Below are 18821 nucleotides of genomic sequence, written 5' to 3'. Positions count from 1 at the left end.
ACATAACAGCCAACCCAATTGCTAGCGTTTGACAGCTTCATCTTGCTACCGAAAATGGCTACCCTTTCCGAATGATCGCCCGGAAGCAGCGAATTGGCGTCCCATACATGTCGGACCAGATGGCATCATCAGGCTCTTCCACCACGAGCTTTCCATCAATGGTGAGACCGGTAACGGCCATGATGGTCTCGAGTAAATCGGGCCGCATCTCCGGCACATCAAAGGTTGCAATTAATTGTCCATCCGGCTTCATAACCCGGGCGAATTCGCGAAAGGCACGCAGCATCGTGCCTGTATCCAGATGCTCCAGAACCGAAATGCAGAATATTCGGTCAAACATGCCGGAGGCATAAGGCAGCTGCGCCAGGTTTGCCTGAGCGCGATGCAGCCTGGTCAAGTAGTGCTCCGGTAAATGGCGCGCAGCTTCTTCGCCGAAATCGGAGGCAATATCCTGACGGATTGCTTCCTCCGACAAGATGCGTTCATCCCAATCACAGGCGTGAGCTTCCCGGCAGTGTTCGGCCAGCCAAAACTTGAACGGATGGGAAATGCCGCAGGCTGCATCCAGTACCACGTCGTTTTGTTGGGCGAACTGGCGGGCCCATTCATATTCGTAAGGTCTGCTCCACCATGCCGGATGCAGTGGAAATACCAGCGTATCTGTTTTGGGATCGCTTTGCCGAACATATCTGGATACTAATGCCTCATTCTGATTAGGTGTGTCCATCATCCCCGTATCCCCTCTCTCAATCCTGCATCTGCCAAGAACGTTTCCAATACCGAACGCCACTTGCGCCGCCATCCGGATAGATCGTAGGCGACAGCTGTTTCCCTAGCGTATATGCCGAGGCGCTCCCGCTCAGCTCTGTCCTCCAGCAAGCGAACCAGAGCGGCGGTTAGTGCTTCATCGCCAGGGGGCACAAGCAGCCCATTGAAACCGTCCTGTATGAGATCGTTTAACCCGCCCACGTTGGAGGCAACGACCGGAATGCCGCAGCTCATGGCTTCCAGGCAGGCATAGGAGGTTCCCTCCGAGAACACCGTGGGAATCACGGCAATATCAGCCTGATGGTAGGCCTCGCGGATATCCCTGAAGTCGTACGTACGCTGCAAGATGCGATCCTGGTGCGGATGAGTGCGGTGCCAATACCGAAACACCCTGCCCACCGTGCTGCCTTCAACCAGTTCTCCTGCAAATTCAATCTCCAGATCCGGATAGGCGCCCAGCAGCCGATCTGCCGCCAGCATCATGGGGATGATGCCCCGTTCCATACTGATCCGGCGCGGATACAGAATTCGCAGAGGACGGACAATCTTTGATGACAGAGCAGTACTGGGGATGCTGTAAGCAGAATCAGCGATCTCGTTTGCCTGATCGGAATTGTCAGCGTTATCAAGCAAAATAGCTTCCTTTGCACTCAATCCGGAGATGGCGACCCCGGCTTCTTCCTGGCTGGCGAGGTCCTCCTTCCATGCAGACAGCCATTCCGCTTCCTGTTCCTGTCCGAACCTCGGTCTGGGGGGAGCGGGAGTGAAGTAGGAGGTATCCACAGCATTGGGAATAAGGACAACCTGTTGGGGATCATCAAACGTGCATGCTGCCCGGCAAAAGGTCTGAAAATGGGAGTCTACCGATACGATGCGGACCAGTCCATCCAGTGCCAATTGGATGTGCTCAGCCACCTGCTGCTTGGTCTCCAGCGGCAATCCGGGGCGATCCCAGTTAATGCCGTGGCAGATGCCCAGACTGCCGGGCTTGTAGCTGATGGGCTGCCAGAGACAGCTGGCATAGATGACAGGGCCGCGAGCTGCAGCTGCCATCCGGGCAAAGGCTTCAGGCACATCATCCATATCGTAGGCGTACCCGAATACATCAATCTGCTCCGTACGTGTCTGAAAGGCTTCATAATAAGACAACTGATGCACTTCGGGATTATGCCCCAGCTCGCGGATCACACTGCACAGATCCAGAATATAACGTTCAAGCCCCCCTCCGAATACCCGTCCGAACTCCCGGTTGTATCCATCCGTGAAGCTGTGTGTCAAAATGCTGACCACTCCCATCTCACTGCTCCTCCTTCCAGGGAACCAGCCGAGGTTCCGGGTCCAGGATGGATTCGTAATGTTCCAGACTGCCCCACTCGCCGCTGGGATCAATGCGTTTGTAACGCAGATACTTGCGAACCCGGTCTTCGAGGCTGCCCGCCCATCCCAGATGCTGTACTTTTAATTCTGTGCGAATGCCTGGCAATACTGAACTGGACAAGGGGAGACGGGGAACATGATGGTTCTGCTGTGGGTAAAAGTAGGGATACTCCGGCAGATAGCGGACAAGTGATGCCGTATGCCGTCTGTGCAGACCCCAAAGTTCGTCATCCCGGTAGTGGGTCCGTCCGCCCCACATATCGTAGAATCGGAATGCCACCCAGTCTGCATGGTCCTGGTTGATCAGATCGCGTATCGCTTCCTTGGCCTCCGTACTGTACAGTTCATCCGCATCGACGGACAGCAGCCAGTCCGGTGAAGTACTTACAGCCGCTTGCCATAACGCATTGCGGAGCCGCCATTCCTCTGCAAATAGAGGCTTCTCCAGGATCTCGAGCCGAATCACTTTTGGATAGGACCTGCATATGTCTGGTGTTCCATCGGTACTCGCATCATCCACGATAACGATCTCATCCACGAATTCACTCAGATCACGGAGGACTTCCTCGAGGTATCGTCCGCGTTCGTTACGGACCTGCAGCATGGCAGTCAGTTTGTTTCCCTGACTTTTGCGGATACGGCGGATGGAAGAAGATGTGGGGCGTGAATGCTCGCTTTCCACCTCATTGCTCTTCGAGTCCATCTGATGGTCTGCCAATGTTTCGGAAGAGGAGGGGGGAACTTCAGTCCGAATGTCAGACTGCATGCCCAGCCCCCGATTATGCTGCGTGCGCTTCTTCGGGTCCAGCATCACGGCACCTCCCCAAGCAGCTGCTGTACAGCGTGATCCAGCAGTTCCATCTCCACAATCCGTGCGAGAGCCTCTTCATTCTCCATTGCAGCTTCGAGAAACTGTCGCACTGCCCCGTGACGATCTCCCCGCAAGGCCATGGCAGTCCCAGATAACTCCTGATAATCCCTGCGGCTGGAACGATCCTGAATATCTGCCGCATGGACCAGAGCCAGAGCATCCTCCACACATTCGGTCTCCTGATATATCCGGAACTTCCAATGCCGGGCGGTTTCTCCTCCAAGCGCATCCAATATCCCCAGCGCAGCTCCGTAATCATCGTTTAACCGCAGCAGCTCTGCCTGCACAAGCTGATTCTCTCCTGCCTCCAGCCAGCGGCACAGCTGTTCATAGTGATGCCGTTCCTGTTCGCTGCCTGCACTGATTCCGTAGACTTGCAGCGCAGATTCAACTTCTCCTGCTTTGGCATGAATGGCTGATAGAAACCGATAGTGTGATTGCACACAATCACTTCGTCCGTTCATGATCGCATGTGTAAAGGCCTCCTTCAGGGACGCTGCTGCACGGGAGTCGTCCAGCAAATATTCGTAGGCTGCCAGCAAAAAGGAGATCGTCTCATGCGGCCCCGTTTTGGAACGGAGCTGGCGGTAATAGTCTGCACGCATGCTGCACTGGAGCGGAGTGATGATGTCCGGTGCTTCGGAAACGGTTTGTCTGAGGGCATGAAGAAAAAGCAGCTCATAATCTCTTAGCGGAATTTCGAGATCATCCTTGTGTATGGAGCCAGCCGGAGCCTTGTCTTCACCGCCCAGCCAGACCGCGCGGACGCCCTGAAAGGCAAGCTTCATGTACCGTGTTTCCGAAGACGTGCCGATCAGATCGGCAGTACCAACCAGTCTGGATATGCAACCCTCCCACAGCGGAGAGCTTGCTTCATCGCCTGCAGGCTCGGGAAGCAGCACAATGCTGATCTTCGGATGCATCGATTGAACTGCTGTAAGCCAGTAAGGGTGTGCAATGACGGCAGCGGTGCGGTTCTGCTGCAGCAGAATCTCTGCTTCTGGCAGGGTGATTACTGAAATGGCCGGGGGCATCTCTTCAGAACGTTCCTGACTGCTTACATGTAAGACCTCTCCCTCGGCCGAGAGTAGGGCAGCAATGTCCGGATAAGGAAAAGTGGACCATCCCCCTTTGCGGGGAAAAAGAATGTACCGATTGGGAGGACATTTGCTGCCATCCTCATTTGACGCTGTTTTCCCGTTGATCTCCGGTATCGATTCAGGCTTATCCATAGGTCATCACCTCACTTTGACTGCATTCTAACGTTCCGCCCCCGCTTCCGGAGGTGTTCCATCTCTCCACATCATATGTACAGCCCTTAAGGCACTTCGCATGATATGTCTGACTCTAGCATATGGGCATGTTGTGCCAAACATGAGCAACTTCCCTGAATAGACGAAGCAGATAAGCCGCATATTAGGCTGAATTTTATCCAATGTGTGACCATCGTCACATTTTTTTCGCAATTCCGATGTAGATTGTGATAATTGTCACATGTACAAAATAGGCAATCTGGCACAATACGTTCATCACGTATTTGGCGGACAGACAGACAGCGAAGGTGCAGCTTCCATGCCAAATGCAAATCACTGCGATGTAAACAGAAAGAAGGGGTAACGGTATGGATCCGATTATGCTATCGCGTATCCAATATGCACTCACAACGATCTTCCATTTCTTTTTTGTACCGCTGTCCATCGGTCTTGTACTGCTGGTTGCCATTATGGAGACGTTGTACGTAGTCAAGGGCAAGGAGATCTACAAAACGATGGCCAAGTTCTGGGGCAAGCTGTTCCTGATTAACTTTGCCGTCGGGGTCGTGACAGGTATTCTGCAAGAGTTCCAGTTCGGCATGAACTGGTCCGAGTATTCACGCTTTGTCGGGGATGTGTTCGGGGCGCCACTGGCGGTTGAAGCCTTACTGGCGTTTTTTATGGAGTCTACATTTATCGGGCTCTGGATTTTCGGGTGGGACCGGTTATCCAAAAAGGTGCATCTGGCCTGCATCTGGCTTGTATTTGTCGGCACATTCCTGTCCGCATTGTGGATTCTGGCAGCCAATTCATTCATGCAGCATCCAGTTGGTTTCGAGATTAACAACGGCCGTGCCGAGATGAATGATTTCCTCGCGCTGCTTACCAATGGTCAGCTGCTGGTTGAATTCCCGCATACGATCTTTGGCGCATTAATGACAGGGGCCTTCGTGGTAACTGGCATCAGTGCATACAAATTAATGAAAAAGCAGGATGTGGAGATTTTCCGCAAATCGTTCAATATTGCCATCATCATTGGTCTTGTTTCCTCATTCGGTGTGGCGTTCTCCGGGCACTTCCAGGCGCAATATCTGGTGGAGACGCAGCCGATGAAGATGGCAGCCAGTGAAGGAACTTGGACAACAACGGAGGATCCCGCGCCTTGGACGGTCATCGCATCAATAGATCCGGACAAACAGGAGAACTCCGGTGAGATCAAGATTCCTGGATTGCTCAGTTATCTATCCTACAGCAAATTCTCTGGCAGTGTTCAAGGCATGAAGGAACTCAATGCCGAGTATCAGCAGACATATGGGCCAGGGAACTACATCCCGCCAGTACGGACGACGTTCTGGAGCTTCCGTATCATGATTGCTGCGGGTGGTTTAATGATTGTACTCGCCCTGTACGGTACATTTCTGGCGATGCGCAAGAAGCTGGAGGTAGCTGGAACATGGTTTATGCGCCTGATGGTTTTTGCCATATCCCTGCCTTTCATCGCCAATACGTCGGGCTGGATTATGACGGAGGTGGGGCGGCAGCCTTGGACGGTATTCGGATATATGACGACCGAAGCCAGTGTATCGCCTAACGTGAGCGCAGGCCAGATTCTGTTCTCTACCATTGCATTTACGGCGGCTTATACGGTTCTGGGCATTGTCATGGTCTATCTGTTCGTTCGTGAGATCAAGGCAGGTCCGCACGCAGTAGATAAGCCGGAGGAACACGATGAATCGGCCGATCCGTTCGGCATGGATGGGGGGTATTCCGTTGTCACTAAGTGAGCTTTGGTTCCTGTTGATCGCTGTATTGTTTGTCGGTTTTTTCTTTTTGGAAGGCTTCGATTTTGGTGTGGGAATGTCCACAGGCCTGATTGCCAAATCAGATCGTGAACGTCGTACCCTGATCAACTCCATCGGTCCGTTCTGGGATGGAAACGAGGTCTGGCTAATCACGGCAGGCGGCGCCATGTTCGCTGCTTTTCCGCATTGGTATGCCACCTTGTTCAGCGGTTTTTACCTGCCGCTTGTCGTTGTATTACTCGCATTGATCGGCCGTGGAGTCGCTTTTGAATTCCGGAGCAAGATGAAGCAGCAGCGCTGGCGCAAAACATGGGATATCATCATTGTCGTCTCAAGCAGCCTCCTGCCATTTCTGTTCGGAGTTGTCTTTGCAACGCTCATGAAGGGTTTGCCCATTGATGCAGAGATGCAGATGCGTGCGGGATTCCTGGACATCGTCAACCCGTATACTGTTGTTGGCGGTCTAAGTGTAACCTTGTTATGTCTCGTTCATGGTCTGCTGTTCGCTTCCTTGCGGACCGTTGGCGATCTCAGGGAACGGGCATTGAATATGGCAAATAAATTAATGCTGCCGCTGGCCGCCATTCTTGCGGTGTATGCGGTGATGACCTACTTCATGACAGATGTGTTCGCGGTTCGCGGCTGGGCGCTCTGGATCATGGTGGTCCTTGGTGCCGTTTCATTGGGTCTCGCTGCTTACTTCGTGCGGCATAAGCGTGAGGGCTGGGCTTTTGGCATGACTGGAGCCGTTATTGCCATCGCGTTTGCCTCTGTATTCATTGGCCTGTTTCCAAGAGTCATGGTCAGTTCCTTGGGCTCAGCGTTCGATCTGACCGTGTATAATGCGGCTTCCGGTGCGTATTCACTGAAAGTGATGACGATTGTAGCCTGCACACTGCTGCCTTTTGTCCTCGGATATCAGATCTGGAGTTATTACATTTTCCGTAAACGTCTGAACGAGCAGCATCACCTGGAGTACTGACATGGGACGGGGATTGCTGAAGCTGCCGGGGATCCGGCCTGTACTGGCGCTGGCTTCAGCGCTGGTACTGCTGCAGGCGATGACGATCATTATGCAGGCAAAATGGCTTGCCGAGGCCATAACGGCATTGTTCGAAGGGTCATCCATCGCAGAGCAGTACCCTGTGCTGCTGCTGTTTCTGGCTGCTTTTGCTGCCCGGTACGCCATTTCCTTCTGGCTGCAGCTGGTGGCCATGCGATATGCAGAGAAAACGGGAACAGACCTGCGCAGGCAAATGGTGGAGCAGTGGTTCAGGCTTGGCCCGCGTTTTGCCAAAACGGAAGGGACAGGGCATCTGGTCACGTTGGCACGCGAAGGAACAGCTCAGTACAAGACGTATCTGGAGCTATTTATCCCCCGCATGCTGGGCATGGGATTTACCCCAATTGTTATTCTCTTGTATGTATTCAAGCTGGATATCATGTCCGGTGTTATTTTGACGGTGACCCTTCCCATACTAATTGTGTTCATGATTCTGGTAGGTCTGGCTGCACAGCGTAAGATTGATGGACAATTCAAGTCATACAAGGCACTGGCCAATCACTTTGTGGATACGCTTCGCGGACTCGAAACGTTGAAAACGCTGGGCCAGAGCGGCAAACATACAGATACGATTATTCGAGTCAGCCAGCGCTACCGAAAAGCAACGATGTCTACACTGCGGATGGCCTTTTTGTCTTCCTTCGCGCTGGACTTCTTCACCATGCTCTCGGTTGCCTCGGTCGCGGTTGGCCTTGGCTTGCGGCTAACGGAAGGACAGATGCTGCTCGGACCGGCACTGACGGTACTTATTCTGGCACCGGAGTATTTCCTGCCTGTGCGTATGGTGGGTGCGGATTATCATGCCACATTGGATGGCAAGGAAGCCGGCGAAGCAATTGTACAGATGATTGAGCGGGGGAAGGCAGTCGAGCAGAGACAGCGAGAAGTGTACACCACTACTTTTCTTCAGACACAGGCAGGGACGGACGGAGTGAGATCTGTACAGCAGTCTTCTTCCGAATGTAAACATGCCTCGACCATACGCGTTGTGTTGGATGATGATCGCACTGCCAGACAAGTGTCTGCAGCTTCATCGAATCTGCTCTGGAACAAGGGCAGCCGACTGGCGCTTACCGACATCCAAGTGCGTCATGAAGAGGACGGAGCCACCTCGCTGGAGGATGTCACCTTTCAGATTTCCGGTATGATCAAGGTTGGTATTATCGGTGCAAGCGGTGCAGGGAAATCCACATTGATTGACGTGCTGGCTGGTTTTCAACTGCCCACATCAGGACGAGTGTTGGTGAACGGTCAGCCCGTGTCCCCGGAGATGATGGAATCCTGGAGAATGCAAACGGCTGCCATTCCGCAGCATCCCTATATATTCAGTGGAACCCTTGCTGATAACGTCCGCTTTTATATGCCGGAAGCATCGGATGCGGAGGTTGCAGTGGCTGCTAATGCAGCAGGCTTGAACCAGCTGGTCTCTTCTCTGCCAAACGGACTGCATGAGCGAATTGGAGCCGGCGGTAGACAGCTCAGTGGTGGGCAGGAGCAACGGGTAGCTTTGGCGAGAGCCTTGCTAAGTGCACGGCCGGTACTGCTGCTGGACGAGCCAACCGCACATCTGGATGTAGAGACCGAGTACGAGCTGAAACAGACGATGCTTCCGTGTTTTGAGAACAAACTCATATTTTTGGCTACGCATCGCCTGCACTGGATGCCGCATATGGACCGCATCATCGTGATGGACAGCGGGACGGTTGCCGAGACGGGAACACATGAAGAGTTACTTGCAAGACAAGGCGTATATTACCAGATGATTCGGGCCCAGATGGAGGCGGTATAACATGGAAGCTGAACATGAGCAGATAGAAACGGCCCGAAACGGGAGTGTGAAGAGCAGCTGGATTTCTCCTTACGTGGTACAGTACCGCTGGAGATTTGCCGGAGTTGTTGCACTGGGGACATGTGCTGCATGTTGTGCCGTGCTGCTGCTCTTTACTTCAGGGTTCCTGATCTCCAAGTCTGCGCTCCGCCCTGAAAACATTCTGATGGTATATGTACCGATTGTGGGTGTTCGTGCGTTCGGGATTTTCCGTGCGGTGTTTCGATATATTGAGCGTCTGGCTGGTCATGATGCCGTACTGCGTGTGCTTGCCGATCAACGGGTGAAGCTGTACCGAATTTTGGAGCCCCAAGCCCTGTTCCTGCGTTCACGAATGCAAACGGGGGATGTGCTTGGTGCACTTGCAGAGGATGTCGAACGGCTGCAGGATATTTATCTGCGTACGGTTTTCCCAGCCATCACAGCATTGATCCTGTACGGTGCGGCAGTTATCTCTTTTGGAACCGTGGATCTGGGTTTTGCATTGTGGATGGGTCTGTACTTGTTATTCCTTATTGGGTTGCTTCCAGCCATTACGCTAAAGATTACATGGAAACAGAAAGTGCGGTTGAAAAAGGAGAACAGCCATCTATATACGCGGCTTACTGACGGTGTACTTGGCCTTGGAGACTGGCTGGCAAGTGGCCGGGCAGCGGAGTTCGTTTGTCTTCAGGAAGAGGGGGAGGAACGGGCAGATTCCGTTCGGCGCAGCCTGCGAAGATGGACGCGCTGGCGTGACCTGATTGCACAATGTATCATCGGACTGATGGTGGTGTCCGTGACATTGTGGGCAGGAAACGAGGCTGCGGCAGGACAGCTGCCCGCCGTTATGATCGCGGCATTTGTATTGGTTCTGTTTCCACTTACGGAAGCCTTACTGCCTGTGTCCGATGCGGTGGAGCGTATCCCCGAGTACCGTCAATCGCTGGATCGATTGCAGCATCTGGAGGGTAAGGGACATACTCATGGTGTTAAGTCAGGCATAGATGAAACGAAGCAGTTGGCTGAAGCCCCTTCTGAATCAGCGGAGATGACGAATCGTTCACGAGATCAACGTATTCGTCTGCGTATCCCTCCGAAGCTGAGGGCGGATATTCAAATTGATCATGTAAGTTACCGCTATGCTTCCGAAGATGCCCATGCGGTACAGGGTGTATCTCTCCATCTGCCCCAAGGCAAACGGTTAGCGATTCTCGGGCGCAGTGGTGGAGGCAAATCCACACTGCTCAAACTGATTCAAGGCGCTCTGCTCCCTTCAGCCGGGGAAGTTCTGATCAATGATCAGCCTATTCAGACGCTGGGGGAGAATGTACCTGATGTCATTGCGGTGCTAAATCAAAATCCGCACCTTTTCGATACGACGGTCGCGAACAATCTGAGAATTGGCCGTCCACACGCAACGGATGAGGAGATCAGACGCGTGGCTGAACAAGTCGGTTTGTCCGGCCTTATCGAATCTCTGCCGCAGGAGTACAATACCCCGATGCTGGAGACGGGTATGCGTTTTTCGGGTGGCGAACGACAGCGGATCGCCCTGGCCAGGGTGCTGCTGCGGGAGACACCTGTCGTCATCTTCGACGAACCTACAGTGGGACTTGATCCTGTGACGGAACGCGCACTGATGCGCACCATTCTGGACAGCATGCAGGGCAAAACGATGATCTGGGTTACCCATCATCTCATTGGTGCTGAACAGATGGACGAGGTCATTTTTATGGAAAATGGACAGATTGCCATGCAGGGTTCTCACGAACAGCTGCTGGCTCGGGAAGAGCGCTATCGTCGCCTCGTGGAACTTGACCGACCAGGATGGACAGACTGGCAAAAGCCAGGGGTTCCCTTGCCGCCGGCAGCTTCCAGGTAAGTGTGGTTGGTTTCGAGAATTGAGGGCTGAGATCACGTTGATCGGATGAAAAGAGAGACTTACTCCAAGTTACAGAGCTGATGTAAGGGTCATATCAGCAAAAAGAAGAGCCCGTGGATTCACGGGCTCTTCTTTTTTTTTACCTGTATAAAGCAATATTGTCCGTCCCTACATTTCGACCAACATGAGAATGATGGAAGAGAGACAGAGGCAGGTACTGATGAGATACAAAACGCCAACCACCTGCTTATGGTTCAGCCCTGCACGCAGGAGGCGGTAATGAGCCTGGCTTGCATCGGCCTGATAGATGGCTTTGCCTTGAATGAAACGTTTGATAACGACAAAGATATTGTCGAAGATCGGTACACCAAGGGCCAGAATCGGGATGAATAGGGACAGCATGGTGGCTTGCTTGAATGCCCCGTCAAGGGCAATGACAGCCAGAATAAAACCAAGAAATGTCGCTCCGGCATCACCCATAAATACCTTAGCCGGAGGTTTGTTGTATTTCAGGTACCCAAGCGTAACACCAACAAGCACGATGGACATGAGTGCCGAATCGCTCTGGCCTTTGGCCAGGGCAACGACAAACAGCGTGACTGCCGAGATCGCTGACAATCCGCCAGCAAGACCATCCATGCCATCCGAGAAGTTAATGACCGTGGTTACGCCGAAGATCCACAGGATTGTCAGAATGAACTGCAGCCAGAACGGAAGCATGATGTATTCCGAGGTCAGCGGGTTCACAAACCCGGTGAATGCAATGCCGGAAGCAAATACGAGCACGGCTGCAGAGATCTGAATGATCATTTTGGGCAGGGCGGGAAAGTCTTTGCCTTTTGTTTTGTACCAGTCATCAATGGTGCCAATCGTTAATAGGAGCATACCGCCTGCAACCAGTGCGGCTGTCTCCATGGATAACTGCTTCGTAAAAGCAATGTATGTCAGGAAGAATCCGGTGAATATCGCGTAACTCGCCGTCAGTGGAATGGGCTGCCTGTGCAGCTTGCGCTCTACGTCCTCCCGTGGCTTGTCCACAAAATCAAGGCGGTGGGCCAGTCGGCTAAGCGGAGGAATGAGCAGAAGCACGACAACAAAAGACAGCAAAAAGGCCATTATGTATACCATAAAATTGCTTGATTCACTCCCATCTACCATTTTTCCCCTATTATACGAGCTAAAGCGGAAATCTGTCGATGTCATTATTGTAACCTGCAAGATCGCACATGTTGGCAGAAAGCCAAAGTTCAGAATATTTATCGCAAATAAGATCCAAAGAAGTGGTTAGCTGTTTCCACATGATAGCCGTCATCTCCTTGCCAAGTAGCTGCAAAGATAAAATCGCCGGAACCACCCTTGCCTCTTCTCGGCGTATCACCAGGAACCAGCAGTCCGGCAGCAGCCCAGATCTCAATCAGGGCATCCCGTTCCTGTTTGCTCGAAGGGAGAAGACCTTTCCACAGCTTTTCAAGCGAGCGGGCACTATCCTTGGGATCACCAGTCTGGCAGGCTGCGAGAAGCTGTTCAAGGATGGCCTTGTCTTCCGAGGTTACCTCGTAGCTTGAATCGTTATCAAGAAGCAGCAGCTCCAGATCCATTAAACAGTAGAGCAGCCATCCATGACGGACCCCGCCCCATTTGATCCGCTCAAAATTCAGGACGTTCAGATCCACGTTCACATACTGCTTGTCCGACTGTAACCGCAGGTAATTGCAATCCCCACATGCACTAGTATTGGCATGAAGCGCGGGCCGTTCCGCATAGGTATGCAGAGGTAAACGTGAGGTTAGTGCCCAACTGGAGAGCACACTGCGCAAATATACTTTTTTGGTAGACAGGCTGTGCAGAAAAGCCGAAACGACCCTGTCCTTCAAGGTGATGTCCTGATGAATTTCATGCAGACGCCGGACAATCTCGTCGTGGGTGGTGGTCTGCGGATCGAACATGACATGCTTGCTCTTGGCATATTCAAAATCATCTCCGGAGAATGGTGCACGTTCTGTCTTCCAGCCGCCACCTCCCCAGAATGTGCTCAGCAGTATTTTTGCCGCTTTTTTATCCAACAATGCAATTAACCTCCTGTCGTATTCAATATTAATTCTACAAGACCGGGGAAACGACTGTTTAGATCATCCTTTCGCAAAGAGTAAAAATGCTGTTTGCCTTCAATACGTGGCTGGATCAGGCCTGCTTCACGAAGGATTTTGATGTGATGGGACAATGTTGATTTGGAAATATGGTCTACTTCGAAGGCGGAACAGTTTTTCTCGCCGGAGCTGGCCAGGCAGTGTGCAATCTTCATGCGCACTGGATCACCAAGTGCATTGCAGACCGTGGTAAACTCCATTTCCGAAGTCATGGGTATCGTAGGTGTTTTCATATCTATGACGGTAGCATATTGAAACGTCTCTTTCAATGTTTGATTTTTTTCGAACTGAGGGTTGTAAGGAGACTGGTCGTGTGATACATTTCTGTTCAATAGTTCGAAATTATTCGAACTGTAATTCATATCGGTTTATGACCATCAGGAGGAACACCATGATTACCTTGTTAAACAACTATTTTCGTTTATTTGACGCTTCCCGTACGGATGCACGTGCGATGGAGGATTTACTGTCCCTGTTCACACCGGATGCTGAGATTGTGCTGAACGGAACCAGCAGAAGGGGATTTGAAGGTTTTATGAAAGCATTCTACGAGTACAACATGGACGTCAAACATATGTGGGACGGGTGGGTGCTTCAGCCGGATGGCAGCTATCAGACGAACTGGGCCGTATGTGGGCAAGCTGCTGATGGCACGGTATATGCCAAAACAGGGATTGATATCGCCCGCGTGAATGATGAGGGACAGATTATGTATCTGGAAAATGTGCAGGGCGACAAGGATGCATTCAGTAAATATAAATGAGTAATGTATTCATAAGTAGGTAAAAAAACAGGTGCCCTTAAATGGACACCTGTTTTTTCTGGAACTATTTCTGATGCATCGTTTTATTTTGAAAAGCAGCGATATCCGCATACTCTTCCTCAAATTTGCGGGAGATCCGAATAAAGATCGGCAGCAATTCCCGGTAGATGCGGACATGATCCGGGTCAGGCTGATGGCGATGTGTGGATCCGATCATGCCGGATACCGCACTCAGGGAATCAATTCGGCCTAGTGCATATAAGCCAAGCACGGCTGCGCCAAGGCAGGAGCTCTCAATGCTTTCGGGAATAATCACATCCTGGTCGAAAATATCGGCCATCATCTGCCGCCATAATTCGGAGCGGGCGAAGCCGCCCGTTGCCTGAATTTTGGTAGGACGGCCGATCTTCTCCTCAATAGCCAGCATGACCGTATACAGATTGAACAACACACCTTCCAGGGCCGCACGGATCATGTGCTCCTTCTTATGATGAAGTGTCAGACCGAAGAACGAGCCGCGGGCATTCGGATTCCAGAGCGGAGCACGCTCACCTGTCATATACGGATGGAAGAGCAGACCTTCCGATCCCGGTGGTACATTTTCCGCGACACGCGTGAGCACTTCATAAGGGTCGATCCCCAGCCGCTTCGCTGTTTCTACCTCAGATGCTGCAAACTCGTCCCGAATCCAGCGGAAAATGACCCCGCCATTATTCACGGGCCCACCGATCACCCACGCATCCTCGGTGAGCGCGTAACAGAAAAAGCGTCCTTTCGGATCGGTAACCGGTTTGTCCACGACCGTACGAATGGCTCCGCTGGTGCCGATGGTTACTGCTACCACGCCAGGATCAATTGCATTTACGCCAAGATTGGAGAGCACACCGTCACTTGCCCCGATGACAAATGGCGTCGTGTCTGCAATGCCCATTTTCTCGGCATAATCCGGGTTCAGACCTTGCTTGAGCACATGCGTGGTCGGCACAAGCTGGGATAAATGATCTGGTGTAATTCCTGCTACATGCAGAGCTTCCTCATCCCAGTCCAGCTTCTCCAGATTCATCATTCCGGTGGCAGACGCCATGGAGTGGTCAATCACGTACTCATTGAACAGCTTGAGGAACACGTATTCTTTCATGGAAATGAATTTGTGAGTTTGCTTGAACAGTTCCGGCTGTTCCCGGGTCAGCCACATGATCTTGGTCAGCGGTGACATCGGATGAATGGGTGTTCCTGTTCTCAGATAGATTTCATGACCGTTCATCTCAGTTTTGAGTGCTTCGGTCCATTCGGCGCTGCGATTGTCTGCCCACGTCATGGCACGCATCAGCGGTTTACCCTGCCCGTCAACAGGCAGGATGCTGTGCATCGCCGAGCTGAACGATACAAACAGAATCTCATCCGGTTTGACACCCGCCTTGGATGTCGCCTGTTTAACGGATTCTACAACAGCTTGAAAAATATCGTCCGCATCCTGCTCAGCAATCGCAGGAGTAGGGGTATATAGCGGATAATCGGCACCGCCCTGAGCCACGATGGTGCCGTTTTGTTCGAACAATACGGCCTTGGTGGATGTGGTGCCGATATCTACGCCAATCATATAGGGTGAAGAAGCCATTTTGTCATCCCTTTCTCTGGAGCATCTGGTATTTATCTTTAGATAAGAATATCAGACTTGAGGGATGGATCAAAATGCCGTGTCTTAATCTTTCACTGCTCCTGCGGCAATGTCCGAAATGAACTGGCGGCTGATGAACAAGAACATGATAATGAGCGGAATAACAGCCAGCAGAGTACCGGCGATAACCATCGCGTAATCCGTGTTGTACAGTCCGTTTAGTTGTGAGAGAGCAATCTGCAGCGTGTATTTCCGTTCATCTGTCAGCACAATGAGCGGCCACAGGTAGTCGTTCCATACTCCGATAAAGGTAAATGCGCCGAGAAACGCAAACGCAGGTCGCAGGATGGGCAGCGCCACATTCCAATAGAGACGGAAAAAATTACAGCCGTCGATCCGGCCTGCATCGAGCAGGTCATTCGGGATGGACTCCGTGGCATACTGCCGGATCCAGAAGATGCCGAAGGCATTCACCATGCCCGGGATAATCAGGGCCTTGAAGGAACCGACCCAACCGAACGTGGCCATGAGCACGAAGGAAGGCACGAGCGACAGCTGGGAAGGCACCATCATGGTGGCCAGCAGCAGGACGAAGAGCCACTTTTTGCCTGGAAATTCAAACTTCGCAAACGCAAAACCCGCTAATGAGTCAAAGAACAGCACGAGCACGGTCACCATGCCGGATACAAACAGTGTATTGACAAATGCACCCCAGAAGTCGATCTGCTCCAGCACCCGGCTGATATTATTCCATAGTTCGCCACCGAACCAGAGCTGGGGCGGAAATGCATAGATGTCGGACGTTGTCCGTGTGGACATTACAATCAGCCAATAGAACGGGAACATGGAAATGAGCATGCCCCCGATAAGACCGGTATACAATACGAGCGATTTGAGGTATTTGGATGTCATGAGCGCTCCCCCCTTGTCACATCAGGATGACTTGCCTTGAACAAGCTTCCAGTTCACGATGGAGAACAGGGCGATAATAAGGAACATGCCCCAACCCACCGCTGCACCATATCCGAAGTAATTGTTGATGAACGATTCACGGTAAAGGTACAGAACAATGGTCATCCCGGCTGCGCCTGCACCGCCGTCGTTGCCCACGAGAATCTGAGGTTCGGTGAACAGCTGCATGCCGCCAATCGTTGATGTAATCACCGTGAACAGAATCACAGGGCGCAGCATCGGAATTGTAATTCGGAAGAAGGACTGTATACCGGATGCGCCGTCAATTTTGGCTGCTTCATACAAGGTCTGGGGTATACTCTGAAGTCCGGCCAGATAAATGACCGCATTGTACCCTGTCCAGCGCCAGACGACCATGGAGGAGATCGCCACTTTAATACCCCAAGGCGCATTAAGCCATTCCACGACCGGAAGCCCGACCGACTGCAGGAGATAGTTGAGAAAGCCATAGTTGTTGGCAAACAGTGCACCAAAGATGATCGCCACGGCCACGATGGATGTGACGTTCGGCAGGAAGTAACCGACCCGAAACAGTGTACGGAACTTCACGAACGGCGCATGCAGCAAAAAGGCAACAATCAGGGCGAAGAACAGCATGGGAATGGTCGAGTATATCCAGATCATGAACGTATTGCCCACTGCCTGCCAGAACTCGGCATCCGTCAGCATGTATTTAAAATTGTTCAGCCCGTTATAGGTCATTACGCCAATGCCGTCCCACTTATGGAAGGCCAGGTACAATGAGAAGCCGATGGGAAACAGGCCAAACACGGCAAAGAGAATATAAAACGGCGAGATCGCTGCATATAGGGCACGATGTTCCCAAATTTGGGACAGGAGAGATTTCTTCCGATCCAGGTCCGGACGCACAGCTCCGGGTTCGGGAGTGAGATGGGGTTCGGTTACAGCCATATGAATTCCTCCTTATGCGGATATCGAACACACACGTTCTTCAGGTCAACGCTGGAGTTCCCGCTCAACGCGGTGTACGGTATCGGTCCAGACCTGCTGGGGATCTGCATTTTGCTTCGCGACATCATTCAGGCGCCGCGTAATAATGTTGTGTACCGATGGGTAACGTTCACCAAAAAAAGCGTCTGGAACATGCTGTGCCGATTCGGCAAATACAGGCCCTGTCGCCTGTCCGCCGAAGAAGGGCTCCTCTTCTTTCATTGCGGGAGAGTCGAACACACCCGGAGCAGAAGGGAAGAGGTTCAACGTCTGATATTGCTCCAGCTGATTTTCCGGACTCTGCAGCCAGCGCACCAGCTCGAAGGCTTCCTGAGGATGCTCACTGGACTTCAGAATGGACAGGAAAGAACCGCCGTTATTGCCATCTCCGCCAGGAGCACGGGCCACCCGCCACTTACCCGATGTATCTGGCGCAGCTTCCTGCAGCACCTGCTTCATCCAGACCGCACCCACGAAGGATGCAATTTCCCCATTATTCATCGCTGCATTCCAGCCTGGAGTCCAGCCGTCTGCATTCGCCAGCAATCCCTTTTGCTTGAAATCAATGGCCGTATCCCAGCTTGTGCGTACCAGAGGAGAATCCATGCCGATAAACGAACCATCCGGGCGGAAGTAGCGCTCAGCTCCTTGGGACAACACTTGGTTGTAAACGCTTCCAATGTTATCGGTCAGAAATACCTTGCCCCCAAGTTTCTCTTTGATCTGTTCGCCTGCTGCGGCGTATGCTTCCCAGCTATTCAGCTGTCGGCTTACATCCTCGGGTTCAGATGGCAGTCCAGCCTCCTTGAAGAGGTCTGCTCGGTAAAAGAGAGCTGTCGGTCCCGTATCCATCGGGAAACCGATCATCTGTCCGCTGGGCGTGACGCCCTGCTTCCATTTCCATTCAAGGTACTGGTCTTCGACGTCCCCAGCGCCGAGATCATACAGATTATAAAAACGGTCTTCACTGGGGAAGAGTTCCATGATCCAGTCGTTTAGGGCAACAATATCGGGCTCGCCTGATTTGGCGGCCAGCGTTGTCTTGAGCTTCGCCTTGAAGTCACCGCCGATCTTCTGGGCAGTCAGTTCAATATTGGGGAACTGTTCCTTGGCCTTGGCAATCAGCTTATCATCAATGGAACGGTTCCAGTACCAAAGTGTAAGCGTTACCTTTTTGTTGTTCGCAGAATCGTCTTGTCCTGGCCAGATGGAGCATCCGCTTATAAGCAGGACGCAGACCATCATGATGGCTGTCCAGCAGGTTCTTTTCCGGCGGATCATGTGCACAACCCCCTCATCGTTAAGTTCGAGGCATGAAGTACTTTGGACTACAACATCATTCTATGAGCAGTTTATAAACTCATACCCAATATTCCGAAAATGAAACACAAATTTGTGTCGGTTTCGTATCCTGATTTTATTAGTTACTTTAAAAACAAAAGTTACTTGACACAATATAATTTTTATTTTAAACTTGCTTACATAAAGTAACTAATGATGATGACAATAATATAGATACGTACTATAAACGTCCAGTGATCTTT

General features: G+C 51.9%; 16 protein-coding genes. 5 read left to right on the top strand and 11 right to left on the bottom strand.

The genetic code is table 11. The features are described from left to right. Positions 1 to 58 precede the first annotated feature (58 nt). From MHB82_RS28395 to MHB82_RS28380, 4 genes are read right to left on the bottom strand one after another with little or no spacing between them, the layout of a single operon-like run. Positions 59 to 730 carry a class I SAM-dependent methyltransferase gene (locus MHB82_RS28395; protein WP_341176401.1) on the bottom strand — a complete coding sequence of 224 codons (672 nt, stop codon included), beginning with the start codon at positions 728 to 730 and terminating at the stop codon, positions 59 to 61. Further along, positions 727 to 2064 carry a glycosyltransferase family 4 protein gene (locus MHB82_RS28390; RefSeq protein ID WP_341176400.1) on the bottom strand — a complete coding sequence of 446 codons (1338 nt, stop codon included), beginning with the start codon at positions 2062 to 2064 and terminating at the stop codon, positions 727 to 729. The genes MHB82_RS28395 and MHB82_RS28390 overlap by 4 nt, the downstream gene beginning before the upstream one ends. A 1-nt stretch (position 2065) precedes the next feature. Then, positions 2066 to 2956, bottom strand: coding sequence for a glycosyltransferase (locus MHB82_RS28385; protein WP_110758484.1), 891 nt, complete (start codon positions 2954 to 2956; stop codon positions 2066 to 2068). Next, positions 2956 to 4248: a hypothetical protein gene (locus MHB82_RS28380; protein WP_341176399.1), complete on the bottom strand. Its 1293-nt coding sequence runs from the start codon at positions 4246 to 4248 to the stop codon at positions 2956 to 2958. The genes MHB82_RS28385 and MHB82_RS28380 overlap by 1 nt, the downstream gene beginning before the upstream one ends. A 389-nt stretch (positions 4249 to 4637) precedes the next feature. Here MHB82_RS28380 and MHB82_RS28375 point away from each other — a divergent pair, with 389 nt between their 5' ends. From MHB82_RS28375 to cydC, 4 genes are read left to right on the top strand one after another with little or no spacing between them, the layout of a single operon-like run. Next, positions 4638 to 6053, top strand: a complete 1416-nt coding sequence (locus tag MHB82_RS28375; RefSeq protein WP_341176398.1) for a cytochrome ubiquinol oxidase subunit I — start codon at positions 4638 to 4640, stop codon at positions 6051 to 6053. Next, positions 5998 to 7053 carry a cytochrome d ubiquinol oxidase subunit II gene (gene cydB, locus MHB82_RS28370; RefSeq protein ID WP_341176397.1) on the top strand — a complete coding sequence of 352 codons (1056 nt, stop codon included), beginning with the start codon at positions 5998 to 6000 and terminating at the stop codon, positions 7051 to 7053. The genes MHB82_RS28375 and cydB overlap by 56 nt, the downstream gene beginning before the upstream one ends. 1 nt (position 7054) lies before the next feature. Then, complete coding sequence (gene cydD / locus MHB82_RS28365) at positions 7055 to 8923, top strand: thiol reductant ABC exporter subunit CydD (RefSeq protein WP_341176396.1); 1869 nt, start codon at positions 7055 to 7057, stop codon at positions 8921 to 8923. 1 nt (position 8924) lies between these two features. Further along, positions 8925 to 10826 (top strand): thiol reductant ABC exporter subunit CydC, encoded by a 1902-nt coding sequence (gene cydC, locus MHB82_RS28360; RefSeq protein ID WP_341176395.1) that lies wholly within the window; start codon positions 8925 to 8927, stop codon positions 10824 to 10826. Between the two features lie 168 nt (positions 10827 to 10994). Here the strand turns inward: cydC and MHB82_RS28355 are convergent, their stop codons facing one another. The 3 genes from MHB82_RS28355 to MHB82_RS28345 all read right to left on the bottom strand — a co-directional run bounded on the left by MHB82_RS28355 (position 10995) and on the right by MHB82_RS28345 (position 13206). Continuing rightward, positions 10995 to 11954, bottom strand: a complete 960-nt coding sequence (locus tag MHB82_RS28355) for an MraY family glycosyltransferase (RefSeq protein ID WP_095291280.1) — start codon at positions 11952 to 11954, stop codon at positions 10995 to 10997. Positions 11955 to 12082: 128 nt separating this feature from the next. Next, positions 12083 to 12889, bottom strand: a complete 807-nt coding sequence (locus tag MHB82_RS28350) for a hypothetical protein (RefSeq protein WP_341176713.1) — start codon at positions 12887 to 12889, stop codon at positions 12083 to 12085. An 8-nt stretch (positions 12890 to 12897) separates the two neighbouring features. Continuing rightward, positions 12898 to 13206 (bottom strand): ArsR/SmtB family transcription factor, encoded by a 309-nt coding sequence (locus MHB82_RS28345; RefSeq protein ID WP_258377645.1) that lies wholly within the window; start codon positions 13204 to 13206, stop codon positions 12898 to 12900. 158 nt (positions 13207 to 13364) lie between these two features. Here MHB82_RS28345 and MHB82_RS28340 point away from each other — a divergent pair, with 158 nt between their 5' ends. Continuing rightward, positions 13365 to 13736 (top strand): nuclear transport factor 2 family protein, encoded by a 372-nt coding sequence (locus MHB82_RS28340; RefSeq protein ID WP_341176394.1) that lies wholly within the window; start codon positions 13365 to 13367, stop codon positions 13734 to 13736. A gap of 64 nt (positions 13737 to 13800) precedes the next feature. Here MHB82_RS28340 and gntK read toward each other — a convergent pair whose 3' ends face one another. From gntK to MHB82_RS28320, 4 genes are all read right to left on the bottom strand, one after another. Further along, positions 13801 to 15354, bottom strand: coding sequence for a gluconokinase (gene gntK / locus MHB82_RS28335; RefSeq protein WP_110758490.1), 1554 nt, complete (start codon positions 15352 to 15354; stop codon positions 13801 to 13803). Between the two features lie 84 nt (positions 15355 to 15438). Beyond that, positions 15439 to 16266, bottom strand: coding sequence for a carbohydrate ABC transporter permease (locus MHB82_RS28330; RefSeq protein WP_095360124.1), 828 nt, complete (start codon positions 16264 to 16266; stop codon positions 15439 to 15441). Between the two features lie 21 nt (positions 16267 to 16287). Further along, positions 16288 to 17238, bottom strand: coding sequence for a carbohydrate ABC transporter permease (locus MHB82_RS28325; RefSeq protein ID WP_227779678.1), 951 nt, complete (start codon positions 17236 to 17238; stop codon positions 16288 to 16290). Positions 17239 to 17283: 45 nt separating this feature from the next. Then, positions 17284 to 18558 (bottom strand): ABC transporter substrate-binding protein, encoded by a 1275-nt coding sequence (locus MHB82_RS28320; RefSeq protein WP_445671244.1) that lies wholly within the window; start codon positions 18556 to 18558, stop codon positions 17284 to 17286. Positions 18559 to 18821: the final 263 nt, after the last annotated feature.

This window comes from Paenibacillus sp. FSL K6-2862, assembly GCF_038005125.1.
Taxonomy (GTDB): domain Bacteria; phylum Bacillota; class Bacilli; order Paenibacillales; family Paenibacillaceae; genus Paenibacillus; species Paenibacillus illinoisensis_A.
This window is presented reverse-complemented; position numbering and strand designations above follow the sequence as displayed.

Coding starts and splice junctions, on each gene's coding strand:
- MHB82_RS28330 (WP_095360124.1), bottom strand. CDS start 16,266: ATGACATCCAAATACCTCAAATCGCTCGTATTGTATACCGGTCTTATC.
- MHB82_RS28395 (WP_341176401.1), bottom strand. CDS start 730: ATGATGGACACACCTAATCAGAATGAGGCATTAGTATCCAGATATGTT.
- MHB82_RS28380 (WP_341176399.1), bottom strand. CDS start 4,248: ATGGATAAGCCTGAATCGATACCGGAGATCAACGGGAAAACAGCGTCA.
- cydD (WP_341176396.1), top strand. CDS start 7,055: ATGGGACGGGGATTGCTGAAGCTGCCGGGGATCCGGCCTGTACTGGCG.
- cydC (WP_341176395.1), top strand. CDS start 8,925: ATGGAAGCTGAACATGAGCAGATAGAAACGGCCCGAAACGGGAGTGTG.
- MHB82_RS28340 (WP_341176394.1), top strand. CDS start 13,365: ATGATTACCTTGTTAAACAACTATTTTCGTTTATTTGACGCTTCCCGT.
- MHB82_RS28320 (WP_445671244.1), bottom strand. CDS start 18,558: ATGATCCGCCGGAAAAGAACCTGCTGGACAGCCATCATGATGGTCTGC.
- MHB82_RS28355 (WP_095291280.1), bottom strand. CDS start 11,954: ATGGTATACATAATGGCCTTTTTGCTGTCTTTTGTTGTCGTGCTTCTG.
- MHB82_RS28325 (WP_227779678.1), bottom strand. CDS start 17,238: ATGGCTGTAACCGAACCCCATCTCACTCCCGAACCCGGAGCTGTGCGT.
- MHB82_RS28385 (WP_110758484.1), bottom strand. CDS start 2,956: ATGCTGGACCCGAAGAAGCGCACGCAGCATAATCGGGGGCTGGGCATG.
- cydB (WP_341176397.1), top strand. CDS start 5,998: ATGAATCGGCCGATCCGTTCGGCATGGATGGGGGGTATTCCGTTGTCA.
- MHB82_RS28345 (WP_258377645.1), bottom strand. CDS start 13,206: ATGAAAACACCTACGATACCCATGACTTCGGAAATGGAGTTTACCACG.
- gntK (WP_110758490.1), bottom strand. CDS start 15,354: ATGGCTTCTTCACCCTATATGATTGGCGTAGATATCGGCACCACATCC.
- MHB82_RS28390 (WP_341176400.1), bottom strand. CDS start 2,064: ATGGGAGTGGTCAGCATTTTGACACACAGCTTCACGGATGGATACAAC.
- MHB82_RS28375 (WP_341176398.1), top strand. CDS start 4,638: ATGGATCCGATTATGCTATCGCGTATCCAATATGCACTCACAACGATC.